14 protein-coding genes are annotated in these 13,653 nt (G+C 72.5%); 10 read left to right on the top strand and 4 right to left on the bottom strand.

Features of this window, described 5'->3' with window-relative positions; all coding sequences use genetic code 11:
• Positions 1-126: 126 nt before the first annotated feature.
• Both D9753_RS05205 and D9753_RS05200 read left to right on the top strand, forming a co-directional pair.
• Complete coding sequence (locus tag D9753_RS05205; protein ID WP_121785933.1) at positions 127-1,086, top strand: GlxA family transcriptional regulator; 960 nt, start codon at positions 127-129, stop codon at positions 1,084-1,086.
• A gap of 48 nt (positions 1,087-1,134) precedes the next feature.
• Positions 1,135-1,770: a DJ-1/PfpI family protein gene (locus D9753_RS05200; protein ID WP_121785932.1), complete on the top strand. Its 636-nt coding sequence runs from the start codon at positions 1,135-1,137 to the stop codon at positions 1,768-1,770.
• Here the strand turns inward: D9753_RS05200 and D9753_RS05195 are convergent.
• Positions 1,757-2,512 carry an enoyl-CoA hydratase/isomerase family protein gene (locus D9753_RS05195; protein WP_121785931.1) on the bottom strand — a complete coding sequence of 252 codons (756 nt, stop codon included), beginning with the start codon at positions 2,510-2,512 and terminating at the stop codon, positions 1,757-1,759. The genes D9753_RS05200 and D9753_RS05195 overlap by 14 nt on opposite strands.
• 274 nt (positions 2,513-2,786) lie before the next feature.
• Here D9753_RS05195 and D9753_RS05190 point away from each other — a divergent pair, with 274 nt between their 5' ends.
• Positions 2,787-3,278, top strand: a complete 492-nt coding sequence (locus D9753_RS05190; RefSeq protein ID WP_121790911.1) for an ATP-binding protein — start codon at positions 2,787-2,789, stop codon at positions 3,276-3,278.
• Between the two features lie 19 nt (positions 3,279-3,297).
• Here D9753_RS05190 and idi read toward each other — a convergent pair whose 3' ends face one another.
• From idi to galE, 3 genes are all read right to left on the bottom strand, one after another.
• Positions 3,298-3,891, bottom strand: coding sequence for an isopentenyl-diphosphate Delta-isomerase (gene idi / locus D9753_RS05185; RefSeq protein WP_121785930.1), 594 nt, complete (start codon positions 3,889-3,891; stop codon positions 3,298-3,300).
• Positions 3,892-4,074: 183 nt separating this feature from the next.
• A complete protein-coding gene (locus D9753_RS05180; protein ID WP_121785929.1) occupies positions 4,075-5,016 on the bottom strand; it encodes a cation diffusion facilitator family transporter in 942 nt (313 codons plus the stop codon).
• Positions 5,017-5,174: 158 nt separating this feature from the next.
• Positions 5,175-6,146, bottom strand: a complete 972-nt coding sequence (gene galE, locus D9753_RS05175) for a UDP-glucose 4-epimerase GalE (protein ID WP_121785928.1) — start codon at positions 6,144-6,146, stop codon at positions 5,175-5,177.
• A 265-nt stretch (positions 6,147-6,411) separates the two neighbouring features.
• Here galE and D9753_RS05170 point away from each other — a divergent pair, with 265 nt between their 5' ends.
• The 7 genes from D9753_RS05170 to D9753_RS05140 all read left to right on the top strand — a co-directional run bounded on the left by D9753_RS05170 (position 6,412) and on the right by D9753_RS05140 (position 13,498).
• Positions 6,412-8,259: a DUF5941 domain-containing protein gene (locus tag D9753_RS05170; RefSeq protein WP_121785927.1), complete on the top strand. Its 1,848-nt coding sequence runs from the start codon at positions 6,412-6,414 to the stop codon at positions 8,257-8,259.
• A complete protein-coding gene (locus D9753_RS05165) occupies positions 8,256-9,008 on the top strand; it encodes a phosphocholine cytidylyltransferase family protein (RefSeq protein ID WP_121785926.1) in 753 nt (250 codons plus the stop codon). Before D9753_RS05170 ends, D9753_RS05165 begins: the two co-directional genes overlap by 4 nt.
• Positions 8,996-10,057, top strand: coding sequence for an iron-containing alcohol dehydrogenase family protein (locus D9753_RS05160; protein ID WP_121785925.1), 1,062 nt, complete (start codon positions 8,996-8,998; stop codon positions 10,055-10,057). The genes D9753_RS05165 and D9753_RS05160 overlap by 13 nt, the downstream gene beginning before the upstream one ends.
• Positions 10,035-10,820 carry a CDP-alcohol phosphatidyltransferase family protein gene (locus D9753_RS05155; protein WP_121785924.1) on the top strand — a complete coding sequence of 262 codons (786 nt, stop codon included), beginning with the start codon at positions 10,035-10,037 and terminating at the stop codon, positions 10,818-10,820. Before D9753_RS05160 ends, D9753_RS05155 begins: the two co-directional genes overlap by 23 nt.
• A gap of 5 nt (positions 10,821-10,825) precedes the next feature.
• Positions 10,826-11,698, top strand: a complete 873-nt coding sequence (locus D9753_RS05150; protein ID WP_121790910.1) for a glycosyltransferase family 2 protein — start codon at positions 10,826-10,828, stop codon at positions 11,696-11,698.
• Positions 11,699-11,787: 89 nt separating this feature from the next.
• Positions 11,788-12,717: an ABC transporter permease gene (locus tag D9753_RS05145; RefSeq protein ID WP_121785923.1), complete on the top strand. Its 930-nt coding sequence runs from the start codon at positions 11,788-11,790 to the stop codon at positions 12,715-12,717.
• Complete coding sequence (locus D9753_RS05140; RefSeq protein ID WP_121785922.1) at positions 12,710-13,498, top strand: ABC transporter ATP-binding protein; 789 nt, start codon at positions 12,710-12,712, stop codon at positions 13,496-13,498. Before D9753_RS05145 ends, D9753_RS05140 begins: the two co-directional genes overlap by 8 nt.
• Positions 13,499-13,653 lie beyond the last annotated feature (155 nt).

Raw genomic sequence — 13,653 nt, 5'->3', positions numbered from 1 at the left:
ACAACCATCTCGACCAGTCACAGCCGGTCCCCGGCGCGGACACCCGGCCGCACGGAACCCCGCATGGCCGAAAAGGTGGGAAACGCGTCATTGCGGCCATCGGCGGGGCCGCGAACAATCGGTGCCATGCCGCAGCGATCCGTACTCCTCACCGTCTTCGACGGCCTGCAGAGCCTCGACGTCACCGGCCCCGTGGAAGTCTTCGCCGGTGCGGAGCGGCACACCCCGGGCTCGTACCGGATCCGTACGGCTTCGCCGGACGGCGGGCCCGTGCGCACTTCCAGCGGGCTGACCCTCGTACCGGACGGATCCCTGGCGGATGCGGCGGATCCGCACACCCTGGTGGTCCCCGGCGGGGCGGGCACCCGTGACCCGGATCCCCGGCTGGTGGAGTGGCTGCGCGTGCACGGTCCCCGGGCCACGCGGCTGGTCTCCGTCTGCACCGGCGCCATCCCGCTGGCCCGGGCCGGGCTGCTGGACGGCCGGCGCGCCACGACCCACTGGGCGTACTGCGACAGACTCGCCCGGGACCACCCCGCCGTCCGTGTCGACCCCGACCCGATCTTCGTCCGGGACGGCAACGTGGCCACCTCGGCCGGGGTCACCGCGGGCATCGACCTCGCCCTCGCGCTGGTGGAGGAGGACCTGGGCCGGGAGGCGGCGCTGACCGTCGCCCGCCACCTCGTGGTGTTCCTGCGCCGGCCGGGCAACCAGGCCCAGTTCAGCGCCCAGCTAGCCGCCCAGACGGCCCGGCGGGAGCCCCTCCGGGACATCCAGCAGTGGATCACCGAGCACCCGGACGGCGACCTCGGCGTCGAGGCGCTGGCCGCCCGCGCCGCCCTCTCCCCGCGTCACTTCGCCCGCGCCTTCCGGGCCGAGACCGGCATGACACCCGGCCGGTACGTCGACCGGGTCCGCCTCGAACACGCGCGCCGCCTGCTGGAGGACACCACCGACGGCATCGGGCAGGTCGCCCGGGCCAGCGGCCACGGCACGCCGGAGGCCATGCGCCGCGCCTTCCTGCGCACCCTCGGCACCTCTCCGGCCGAGTACCGCCGCCGCTTCCGCCCCGCCCCCGTGACCTGACCCGGGCTGCGCCGACCCATGATCACCGACCCCAGAGAAGGAAACAGCGTGCAGATCGCCGTCGTCCTCTACGACCGCTTCACCGCCCTCGACGCCGTCGGCCCCTACGAGACCCTCGGCCGGCTCCCGGACTCCGAGACCGTGTTCGTCGCCGAACGGACCGGACCCGTCCGCACCGACACCGGGAACCTCGCGCTCACCGCCGACCGCACCCTCGCCGACGTGCCGCGCCCGGATATCGTGATCGTGCCCGGCGGTCCCGGCCAGACGGCGCAGATGGACAACCCCGTCCTGCTGGACTGGCTGCGCACGGCCGACACCACCAGCGCCTGGACCACCTCGGTGTGCACGGGCTCGCTGCTGCTGGCCGCCGCGGGGCTGCTGCGGGGCCGCCGCGCCACCTCCCACTGGCTGGCCCTGGAGCAGTTGCGCGGCTTCGGGGCCGAGCCGACGGGGGAGCGGGTGGTCGTGGACGGCAAGTACGTCACCGCGGCGGGCGTGTCGTCCGGCATCGACATGGGCCTCACACTGCTCGGCACCATCGCCGGCGACGAACACGCCCAGTCCGTCCAGCTATTGACGGAGTACGACCCGCAGCCGCCCTACGACGCCGGGTCGCCGCGGAAGGCGCCCGCCCACCTCGTCGCGGAGTTCCGCTCCGCGAGCCGTTTCATCCTGACGTAGACACGCTCCAGGTGAAGCGCGGCTGCCTGCGCTCCAGGAACGCGGCGACCCCCTCCGCGGTGTCGCCGCTGCCCCGCGCCTGCCCGGCCCAGTGGGCGTCCCGGTCCGTGCGGCCGTTCGCGAACTCCTTGGCGGCGGCCTGCGTCAGCAGCGAACGGGACACCAGGACCCGGGCCAACTCAGCGACCCGGTCCTCCAGTCCGCCCTCCGGCAGCACCTCGTCCACGAGACCGGTCCGCAGGGCCCGCCCGGCGTCGATCAGTTCGGCCGTGAACAGCAGATACTTGGCCGTGGCCGGGCCGACCAGGGCCACCAGCCGGCGGGTCGAGGAGGCCGGGTAGACGATGCCGAGCTTCGCCGGTGTCACCCCGAACAGCGCGCCGTCCTCCGCCAGCCGCAGGTCGCAGGCCGCCGCGAGCTGCGCCCCGCCGCCCACACAGTGCCCGCGCACCGCGGCGACGGTCGGCTTCGGGAACGCGGCCAGGGCCTCCTCGGCCGCCACCGCGAGGCCCGGCGCCAGGGTCGGCGAACCCCGCAGCGTGGAGATGTCGGCGCCCGCGCAGAAGGTGCCGCCCTCGCCGGTCAGCACCAGCGCCCGCACGCCCGGGTCACGCGCCAGCGCGTCCAGCAGCGGCGGCAGGGCCCGCCACATCTCCGCCGTCATGGCGTTGCGCTTGGCGGGATGACGGATCACCACCGTGGCGACGGAGTCGGTGAGCCGGTGGGACAGTTGGGGCTCCATGCGGCGGATCGTACCCAAGGGGTCGTTCCGCTCGGCACGCGGCGCAGCGACTCGGAGACGGGGCGGCGTGGCCGCGGTGGGCGCCGTATCGTCGGACTAGTTCGCGAACCGCCGCCCGGGCGCCAGAAACGGTCCTGCCCGCGACCTCGTCATACGCACTCGGTCAGAAACCGTTCGATACCCGCTGACTTGCGTTCAGGCGTCCGGACCGAAGCGGATTGTTACCAACACTCGACGCGTGGTGACAATCGAGTGCGAGGGTGGCGACCTGACGATGGACATCCACGGGCGCGCGGACGGCCGGCGCCCAGCGGGGGGCGGCGACCGGCCGCCCGATCCACTGCCGTACGAAGGCGTCTGGCGGTTCACCGCGGCCGCGGTGGACGCCTCGGTCCCGCAGGCCCGGCACGCGGTACGGGACCTGCTGCTGCGCCAGGGCGTACCGGTCCCCGACGACCTGGTGCACGGGCTGCTGCTGATCGTCTCCGAGCTGGTCACCAACGCGGTCCGGCACGCGGCGCTGCTGTCGCCGGTGCTGGCCGTCGAGGTCGCCGTCGGAGCCGAGTGGGTACGGGTGTCCGTCGAGGACAACCACCCCTACCGGCCGACCGCCCTGGAGGCCGACCACGGCCGGACCGGCGGCCGGGGCCTGCTCCTGGTCCGTGAGGTGGCCCGGGAGGCGGGCGGGGTGGTGGACGTCGAGCACACCGCGAGCGGCGGCAAGGTGATCTGGGCCGCCCTGCCGCTCAAGCCCGACTTCTCCTGAGCACCTCTCCTGAGGATCCCTACCAGCCCGCGGACGGGCCCGTCAGCTCCCTGATCGCCGGACGGGCCGCGTCCAGCACGGTCATGAACCAGGCCGAGAAGGGGTCCTGGGCGTGCCGCTCGGCCAGTTCGGCGGCCGTCACGAAGGCCGTCGAGGCGACCTCCTCCGGGTCCGGCCCGAGCGCGGCCTGCACCAGGCCGACGAACAGGTGGTTGTACTCCTGCTCCACCAGGCCCGAGGCGGGGTCCGGGTGGTTGTACCGGACCGTGCCGGCCTCCGCGAGCAGTGACGGCGACACGCCCAGCTCCTCGTACGTGCGCCGAGAGGCCGCCGCGAACGGCGCCTCACCGGGGTACGGGTGACCGCAGCAGGTGTTGGACCACACACCGGGGGAGTGGTACTTGCCGAGCGCCCGCTGCTGCAACAGCAGCCGGCCCCGCTCGTCGAAGAGGAACACCGAGAACGCACGGTGCAACTGTCCCGGCGGCTGATGGGCGGCGAGCTTCTCCGCCGTACCGGTCGTCACGCCCTTCTCGTCGACCAGTTCCAGCAGAATCGCCTCTTCGGTGCCCTCCGACGAGCTGTGCGTCGCGGTGGCAGGTGTGATCGGCATACCCATCCTTCGCCTCGGTCTTCGCACCCCAAGTCTGCCGTACGAATCCGGCACTCCCGGCACTTCCCGGCACGGGACGTCCCCGCGCACGGCGCGGCACCCGGAGCCGGACCCGGTGGGTCATCGTGCCCACCGGCCGCCACCGGGAACCGCCCGCGGCGCCTCGAACGGCCGTGCGGACGGTCAGTGGCACAGCCGCGCTTCGTGCTCCGCGTGCCCGCCCGGCTCAAGCTGGAAGGTGCAGTGCTCCACGTCGAAGTGGTCGCCCAGGCAGCCCTGGAGTTCGTGCAGCATCTTCTCGTTGCCGATGGCGTTCAGCACCTCCGAGCTGACCACCACGTGCGCCGACAGCACCGGCATGCCCGAGGTGATCGTCCAGGCGTGCAGGTCGTGGACGTCCTCCACGCCGTCCAGCGCCAGGATGTGCGCCCGGACCTCCGCCATGTCGACGTCCTTCGGCGCCGCCTCCAGCAGGACGTCGAGCGTCTCGCGCAGCAGCCTGACGGTCCGCGGCACGATCATCAGCCCGATCACCAACGAGGCGACCGGGTCGGCGGGCTGCCAGCCGGTGGTGAGGATCACGGTCGCCGAGATCAGCACCGCCACCGAGCCGAGGGCGTCCGCCGCCACCTCCAGGAAGGCGCCGCGCACGTTCAGGCTCTCCTTCTGCCCGCGCATCAGCAGCACCAGTGAGACCGAGTTCGCGACCAGGCCGACCAGACCGAACACGATCATCAGCCCGGCCCGGGTGTCCGCCGGCTCGACGAACCGCTGCACCGCCTCGTACACGACGTATCCGCCGACCCCGAGCAGCAGCAGGCAGTTGGCCAGCGCGGCCAGGATCTCCGCGCGGGCGAGGCCGAAGGTGCGGTTGGTGCTCGGCGGGCGGCCCGCGAAGTGGACGGCGAGCAGTGCCATTCCGAGCCCCACGGCGTCGGTCGCCATGTGCGCCGCGTCCGCGATCAGCGCGAGCGAGTCCGCGAGCAGGCCGCCGGCGATCTCGACCAGCATGACCGTGAGCGTGATGCCCAGCGCGATCCGCAGCCGGCCCCGGTACGCGGCCGTGGCCGTACCCGTGGCCGGCACGTGGGAGTGCCCGTGCCCGTGGTCGTGCCCTGCCCCCATGACTACCGCCTTCCGTGTGCCTGCCGGGAGGCCAGTCAACTACGGGGCGGGGGTATCGGGCAACGCGGCACTGAACACCGTTGTCATGTGCCCTGACCTGCGGAAACGTTCCGCAGGTCAGAGCGCTGCGGCCCCGTCGCCCCGCGTGCCGTGCCGGTTCACCCGCCGTGGTGCAGGCGCCAGCCCTGCCAGGCAGACTCGGCCATCTCCCGCACCCCGCGCCGGGCCCGCCACCCCAGGGCCTCGGCGGCCCGCTCGGCCGAGGCCACCGCGCGGGGCGCGTCACCGGGGCGGCGGCCCTCCACCACGGGCGCCCTGCGGTCCCCGGTGACCTCCCCTATGACCGTGATCAGCTCGCGCACCGAGACGCCCTCACCCCGGCCGATGTTCAGCGTCAGGTCACCGGCGGCGTCGCCGTCGGCCAGCCGCCGCGCCGCCGCGAGGTGGGCCTCCGCGAGATCGGCGACATGGATGTAGTCCCGCACGCAGGTGCCGTCCGGCGTCGGATAGTCGTCGCCGAAGATCCGCGGGGCCTCGTCCCGGGTGAGCCGGTCGAGGACCATCGGCACGATGTTGAACACCCCCGTGTCCGCGAGTTCCGGCGCCGCCGCGCCCGCCACGTTGAAATAACGCAGGCACACGGTGGAGATGCCGTGCGCCCGCCCCGCCGCCCGCACCAGCCACTCCCCGGCCAGCTTGGTCTCGCCGTACGGGTTCACCGGGGCGCACGGGGTGTCCTCGGTGATCAGGTCCACGTCCGGGTTGCCGTACACCGCCGCCGACGAGGAGAACAGCAGCCGGCCGACGCCCGCCTCGGCGACCGCGTCCAGCAGTGTGGCCAGCCCGCCCACGTTCTCCCGGTAGTAGCGGGTGGGCTGCGCCACCGACTCCGCGACCTGCTTGCGAGCCGCGAGGTGCACGACGCCCGTCACGCCGTACTCGGTGAGGACCCGCTTCAGCAGTGCCCCGTCCAGCGTCGAGCCCCGGACGAGCGGGACCTCGGCCGGGAGCCGCGCGGGCACGGCGGCCGACAGGTCGTCCAGCGCCACGACGCTCTCCCCGGCGCCTGTCATGGCCCGTGCCACGTGCGCCCCGATGTATCCGGCTCCGCCGGTGATCAGCCACGTCATGGTCGCCCACCCTATGCCGAGCCGCCCGGTGTCCCGGATGCCCGGGTCTGCGCCCACGGGTTTGTGGGCCGGGCCCCGGATCCCCGATGATGATCGCGGCAAAGGCCGGGGCAGCCCCCGTGGGCCGGGCCGTGAACGGCCGGTGAACACGGCCTCCGGCCCATCCGATAGCCTCTGCCGACATGCCGCCCGGGTGCCGCAGGCAGGGCGCCCCACCACGCAGAAGACCGGCGCCCGCGCGCCGGCACCCAGGGAGTGAGTTCGGTTGTCGACCGCCATCGTCACCGGTCAGCCGGTGCCCGGATCGTCACTCGAGAACGATCTGCGGTCCCTCGGCTTCGACGTGCGTGTGGCCGCCGACGCCGCCGAGGCGGAGGCCCTGCTGGCCGCGGTGCCCGCCGACCGGCGCGTGGCCCTGGTCGACTCCCGCTTCGTCGGCCACCCGCACGCCCTGCGCCTCGGCCTGACCGACCCGCGCTTCCCGCTCGCCGCCGTCCCCGGAGCCGTCACCGCCCAGCCGGCCGCCCGGCAGGCGCTCACCCGGGCCGTGGCCCGCGAGACCTCCGCGGGCACCGGTACGGCCGGCGAGCCGGCGCCGCTCGCCCCGGGCGGCGCCCCCGCGCTCGCCCCGGACAGCCTCGCCGACCACGTCGTCACCGCCCTCGACGCCGAGGGCGGCGCGGTGCACCGGCCCGAGCTGGGCAGCCTGGTCGCCACCGTGCCCGCCGACCCGCAGGCCCGCAACGAGGCCCGGCAGGCCGTAGCCGCCGTGGACGACGAGGCCGTACGCCTGAAGTCGGCCGTCAAGGCCCGCGACGGCTTCTTCACCACGTTCTTCATCAGCCCCTACTCGCGCTACCTCGCCCGCTGGTGCGCCCGCCGGGGGCTGACCCCGAACCAGGTCACCACCGCCTCGCTGCTCACGGCCCTGATCGCGGCCGGCTGCGCGGCCACCGGCACCCGCGGCGGCTTCGTCGCGGCCGGCGTGCTGCTCATCGCGTCCTTCGTGCTCGACTGCACCGACGGCCAGCTCGCCCGCTACGCCCTGAAGTACTCCACGCTCGGCGCCTGGCTCGACGCCACCTTCGACCGGGCCAAGGAGTACGCCTACTACGCCGGCCTCGCGCTCGGCGCGGCCCGCGGCGGTGACGACGTGTGGGCCCTCGCCCTCGGCGCGATGATCCTCCAGACCTGCCGGCACGTGGTCGACTTCTCCTTCAACGAGGCCAACCACGACGCCACCGCCAACACCAGCCCCACCGCCGCGCTCTCCGACAAGCTCGACAGTGTCGGCTGGACGGTCTGGCTGCGCCGCATGATCGTGCTGCCGATCGGCGAGCGCTGGGCGATGATCGCCGTCCTCACGGCCGTGACGACGCCGCGGATCACCTTCTACGTCCTGCTCGTCGGCTGCGCCTTCGCGGCCACCTACACCACGGCCGGCCGCGTGCTGCGCTCGGTGACCCGGCGGGCCCGGCGCACCGACCGGGCGGCGCAGGCGCTCGCCGACCTCACCGACTCCGGCCCGCTCGCCGAGGCGGTCGGGCGCGTGGCCGGGCGGGGCCTGCCCGGTCTCGCCGTGCCCGCCGTCGCCCTGCTCGGCGGTGCAGCGGTCGTGGCCTGCTCGGCGCTGACCGGCTTCGGCGGCGTCGTACCGGTCGCCGGGGCCCTCGTGTACGTCCTGACCTCCGCCCTCGCCGTCGCCCGCCCCCTCAAGGGCGCCCTCGACTGGCTGGTGCCGCCCTTCTTCCGGGCCGCCGAGTACGGCACCGTGCTCGCCCTGGCCGGCAAAGCGGGGGTGAACGGGGCGCTTCCCGCGGCCTTCGGCCTGGTGGCCGCCGTCGCCTACCATCACTACGACACGGTGTACCGCATCCGCGGCGACGCCGGAGCGCCCCCGGCCTGGCTGGTGCGTGCCGTCGGGGGGCAGGAGGGGCGGACGCTGCTCGTCACCGTCCTGGCCGCGGTGCTCACCGCCTCGCAGTTCAAGGCCGCGCTCACGGTCCTCGCCGTGGCCGTCGCCCTGCTGGTGCTCGTCGAGAGCATCCGCTTCTGGGTGTCCGCCCACAAGGGCGGCGCGCCCGCCGTACACGATGAAGGAGAACCCGCATGATCGGCCTCGTGCTGGCGGCCGGCGCCGGACGGCGTCTGCGCCCCTACACCGACAGCCTTCCCAAGGCTCTGGTGCCGGTGGGCCCCGCGGGCATAGAGGGCGAACCCACGGTCCTGGACCTGACCCTCGGCAACTTCGCCGAGATCGGGCTGACCGAGGTCGCGATCATCGTCGGCTACCGCAAGGAGGCCGTGTACGAGCGCAAGGCGGCCCTGGAGCAGAAGTACGGCCTGAAGCTCACGCTCATCGACAACGACAAGGCCGAGGAGTGGAACAACGCCTACTCGCTGTGGTGCGGTCGTGACGCCCTGAAGGACGGTGTCATCCTCGCCAACGGCGACACGGTGCACCCGGTCTCCGTCGAGAGGACGCTGCTCGCCGCCCGTGGCGAGGGCAGGCGGATCATCCTCGCGCTGGACACCGTCAAGTCCCTCGCCGACGAGGAGATGAAGGTCGTCGTCGACCCCGCCAAGGGCGTCCGTAAGATCACCAAGCTGATGGACCCGGCCGAGGCGACCGGCGAGTACATCGGTGTCACCCTGATCGAGGGCGACGCCGCCCCCGAGCTGGCGGACGCGCTGAAGGCCGTCTGGGAGAGCGACCCGCAGCAGTTCTACGAGCACGGGTACCAGGAGCTGGTGAACCGCGGCTTCAGGATCGACGTCGCGCCGATCGGCGATGTGCCGTGGGTGGAGATCGACAACCACGACGACCTCGCCCGGGGACGGGAGATCGCGTGCCAGTACTGACCCGGCTCATTCCCTCGCCGGTCGTCGTGGACATCCGCCCGGGTGCCCTCGACGACCTGGCCGGTGTCCTCGCCGACGAGCGCATCTCGCAGTCGGGCCGGCTCGCCATCGCCGTCAGCGGCGGATCGGGCGCCCGGCTGCGCGACCGGATCGCCCCCTCGCTGCCCGGCGCCACCTGGTACGAGGTCGACGGCGGCACCATCGACGACGCGGTCCGGCTGGCGGGTGACATAAAGGCCGGCCACTACGACGCGGTCGTCGGCCTCGGCGGCGGGAAGATCATCGACTGCGCCAAGTTCGCGGCGGCCCGCGTCGGCCTGCCGCTGGTCGCCGTCGCCACCAACCTCGCCCACGACGGGCTGTGCTCGCCGGTGGCCACCCTCGACAACGACGCCGGCCGCGGCTCGTACGGCGTGCCGAACCCGATCGCGGTCGTCATCGACCTGAACGTGATCCGTGAGGCGCCCGTACGGTTCGTGCGCTCCGGCATCGGCGACGCCATCTCCAACATCTCCGCGGTCGCGGACTGGGAGCTGTCCCACCGCGTCAACGGCGAGAAGATCGACGGCCTGGCCGCCGCCATGGCCCGCCAGGCCGGCGAGGCGGTGCTCAGGCACCCGGGCGGGGTCGGCGACGACGGCTTCCTCCAGGTACTGGCCGAGGCGCTGGTCCTCACCGGCATCGCCATGTCGGTGTCGGGCGACTCCCGCCCGTCCTCCGGCGCCTGCCACGAGATCAACCACGCCTTCGACCTGCTCCATCCCAAGCGGGCAGCCGCCCACGGTGAGCAGTGCGGTCTCGGCGCCGCCTTCGCGATGTACCTGCGCGGCGCGCACGAGGAGGCGGCGTACATGGCCGGGGTGCTGCGCCGGCACGGGCTTCCGGTGCTGCCGGAGGAGATCGGCTTCACGGTGGACGAGTTCGTCCGCGTGGTGGAGTTCGCCCCGGAGACCAGGCCCGGCCGCTACACGATCATCGAACACCTCGACCTCAAGACGAACCAGATCAAGGACATCTACGCCGACTATGTCAAGGCCATCGGTAGCTGAACTCCGTCCGGTCGTCCACCCCGCGGGGGTGAAGGACCGGCGCAGCGGTGAGCACTGGGCGGGACGCCTCTACATGCGTGAGGTGTCCCTGCGCGTCGACCGCTACCTGGTGAACACCAGGGTCACGCCCAACCAGCTCACGTACCTGATGACCGTCTGCGGTGTGCTCGCGGCCCCGGCCCTGCTGGTGCCGGGGATCGCGGGTGCCGTCCTCGGGATCGTCGCCACCCAGCTCTACCTCCTGCTGGACTGCGTCGACGGCGAGATCGCCCGCTGGAAGAAGCAGTACTCGCTCGGCGGGGTCTACCTGGACCGCGTGGGCGCCTACCTCACCGACGCGGCCGTGCTGGTCGGCCTCGGCCTGCGCGCCGCCGACCTGTGGGGCAGCGGCCGTATCGACTGGCTGTGGGCCTTCCTCGGCACCCTCGCCGCGCTCGGCGCCATCCTGATCAAGGCCGAGACCGACCTGGTCGGCGTCGCCCGCCACCAGGCCGGGATGCCGCCCGTGCAGGACGCGGCGGGCGTCGCCGAGCCGCGTTCCGCGGGCATGGCGCTGGCCCGCCGGGCCGCCTCGGCGCTGCGGTTCCACCGGCTCATCCTCGGCATCGAGGCCTCGCTGCTCATCCTGGTCCTCGCCATCGCGGACCAGGCCCGCGGCGACCTGTTCTTCACCCGTCTGGGCACCGCCGTCCTCGCCGGCATCGCCGTGCTCCAGACGCTGTTGCACCTGGTGTCCGTCCTCGCCTCCAGCAGGCTGCGGTGAGCGCCGTGAAGGTCGGCGCCGTCGTCATCACCATGGGCAACCGGCCCGAGGAGCTGCGGGCCCTGCTCGACTCCGTCGCCAAGCAGGACGGCGACCCCGTCGAGGTCGTCGTCGTCGGCAACGGCTCGCCGGTCCCGGACGTGCCGGCCGGCGTACGCACCATCGAGCTGCCCGAGAACCTGGGTATCCCCGGCGGGCGCAACGTCGGCATCGAGGCCTTCGGTCCCAGTGGGCGCGACGTCGACATCCTGCTCTTCCTCGACGACGACGGCCTGCTCGCCCGGCACGACACCGCCGAGCTGTGCCGGGAGGCCTTCGCCGCCGACCCGGCGCTCGGCATCATCAGCTTCCGCATCGCCGACCCCGGCACCGGCGAGACCCAGCGCCGGCACGTGCCCCGGCTGCGGGCCGCCGACCCGATGCGTTCCTCCCGGGTCACCACCTTCCTCGGCGGGGCCAACGCCGTACGCACCCGTGTCTTCGCCGAGGTCGGCGGGCTCCCGGACGAGTTCTTCTACGCCCACGAGGAAACCGACCTGGCATGGCGGGCCCTCGACGCGGGCTGGATGATCGACTACCGGTCGGACATGGTGCTGTACCACCCGACGACCGCGCCCTCGCGGCACGCGGTCTACCACCGCATGGTCGCCCGCAACCGCGTCTGGCTGGCCCGCCGCAACCTGCCCGCCCTCCTGGTCCCCGTCTACCTCGGGGTCTGGCTGCTGCTCACCCTCCTGCGCCGCCCTTCGCGGCCGGCCCTGAAGGCCTGGTTCGGCGGGTTCCGGGAAGGCTGGGCCACACCGTGCGGTCCGCGCCGCCCGATGCGCTGGCGTACGGTGTGGCGCCTCACCCGACTGGGCCGTCCCCCGGTCATCTGACAAGCTCGTCCGTGAGGGCATGCGCGCCCGCCGACGGACGCACCGGACGACGAACTCGAACGCGAACCCGAAGACGAAAGTTTCCACCTGTGAGTGAGACCACGCACGACGGCACGGTCGCGGTGACCGCGGCCCCGTCGCCCGACGAGGGAGTGACGGCGGACCAGCTTGCCGCCAGGTACGGGCTGACCGTGAGCGGTGCCCGGCCCTCGCTCGTGGAGTACGTCCGTCAGCTCTGGGGGCGCCGCCACTTCATCCTCGCCTTCTCCCAGGCGAAGCTGACGGCCCAGTACAGCCAGGCCAAGCTGGGCCAGCTTTGGCAGGTGGCCACGCCGCTGCTGAACGCGGCAGTGTACTTCTTCATCTTCGGGCTGATCCTGCACGCCAGCCGCGGCATGTCCCGGGACGTGTACATCCCGTTCCTGGTCACCGGCGTGTTCGTGTTCACCTTCACGCAGAGTTCGGTGATGTCGGGGGTCCGGGCCATCTCCGGGAACCTCGGTCTGGTGCGGGCCCTGCACTTCCCGCGCGCCTCGCTGCCGGTCTCCTTCTCGCTCCAGCAGCTCCAACAACTGCTGTTCTCGATGATCGTGCTGTTCGTCGTGGCGATCGGCTTCGGCAGCTACCCGAGCCCGTCCTGGCTGCTGATCCTGCCCGTGCTGGTGCTGCAGTTCCTGTTCAACACCGGACTGGCGATGATCGTGGCCCGCATGGGCGCCAAGACGCCGGACCTCGCGCAGCTCATGCCGTTCCTGCTGCGCACCTGGATGTACACCTCCGGCGTCATGTTCTCGATCAACAAGATGCTGGAGGGGCGCCCCGAGTGGATCGTCCGGCTCCTCCAGGTCAACCCGGCCGCGATCTACATGGACCTGATGCGGTTCGCGCTGATCGACGGCTACGGTGCCTCGAACCTGCCGCCGCACGTGTGGGTCATCGCGCTGTTCTGGGCCGTGGCGGTCTTCGCCGGCGGCTTCGTGTACTTCTGGAAGGCGGAGGAGCGGTACGGCCGTGGCTGAACACGACAACGACGAGCGTCGCCCGACGGTCATCGCCGACGAACTGCACATCGTCTACCGCGTCAACGGCGCCAGGACCGGCAAGGGCAGCGCGACGGCGGCCCTGAGCCGGATCCTCCGGCGCGGCTCCGACGACACGGCGCGCGGGGTGCGCAAGGTGCACGCCGTGCGGGGGGTGTCCTTCGTCGCCTACCGCGGCGAGGCCATCGGCCTGATCGGCTCCAACGGCTCCGGCAAGTCCACCCTGCTGCGCGCCATCGCCGGCCTGCTGCCCGCGGAGAAGGGCAAGGTCTACACCGACGGCCAGCCCTCGCTGCTCGGCGTCAACGCGGCCCTGATGAACGACCTCACCGGCGAGCGCAACGTCATCCTCGGCGGCCTCGCCATGGGCATGTCCCGGGAGCAGGTCAAGGAGCGCTACCAGGACATCGTCGACTTCTCCGGGATCAACGAGAAGGGCGACTTCATCACCCTGCCGATGCGCACGTACTCCTCCGGCATGGCGGCCCGGCTGCGGTTCTCCATCGCCGCCGCCAAGGACCACGACGTGCTCATGATCGACGAGGCGCTGGCCACCGGTGACCGCAAGTTCCAGAAGCGCTCGGAGGAGCGCATCCGGGAACTGCGCAAGGAGGCCGGAACGGTGTTCCTGGTCAGTCACAACAACAAGTCGATCCGCGACACCTGCAACCGCGTGCTGTGGCTGGAGCGCGGTGAGCTGCGCATGGACGGGCCGACCGACGAGGTCCTGAAGGAGTACGAGAAGTTCACGGGCAAGTGACCCGTTTCGGCCAGGGCCCCGCCGGTATCCGTCCGGCGGGGCCCCGCGTCTGCAAAGGAAACGTCAACTCCGGCTGCCGGTAGGAATCTTGGAGCCAATCGGTGTGTTGTTGTGATGTGCAGGACACCCCGGCGGTCCGTGCTGCGTTGTACAAC

This window comes from Streptomyces dangxiongensis (assembly GCF_003675325.1).
GTDB classification, from domain to species: domain Bacteria; phylum Actinomycetota; class Actinomycetes; order Streptomycetales; family Streptomycetaceae; genus Streptomyces; species Streptomyces dangxiongensis.
Note: the sequence above shows the minus strand (reverse complement) of the source record. Positions and strands in the feature narration are given on the sequence as shown.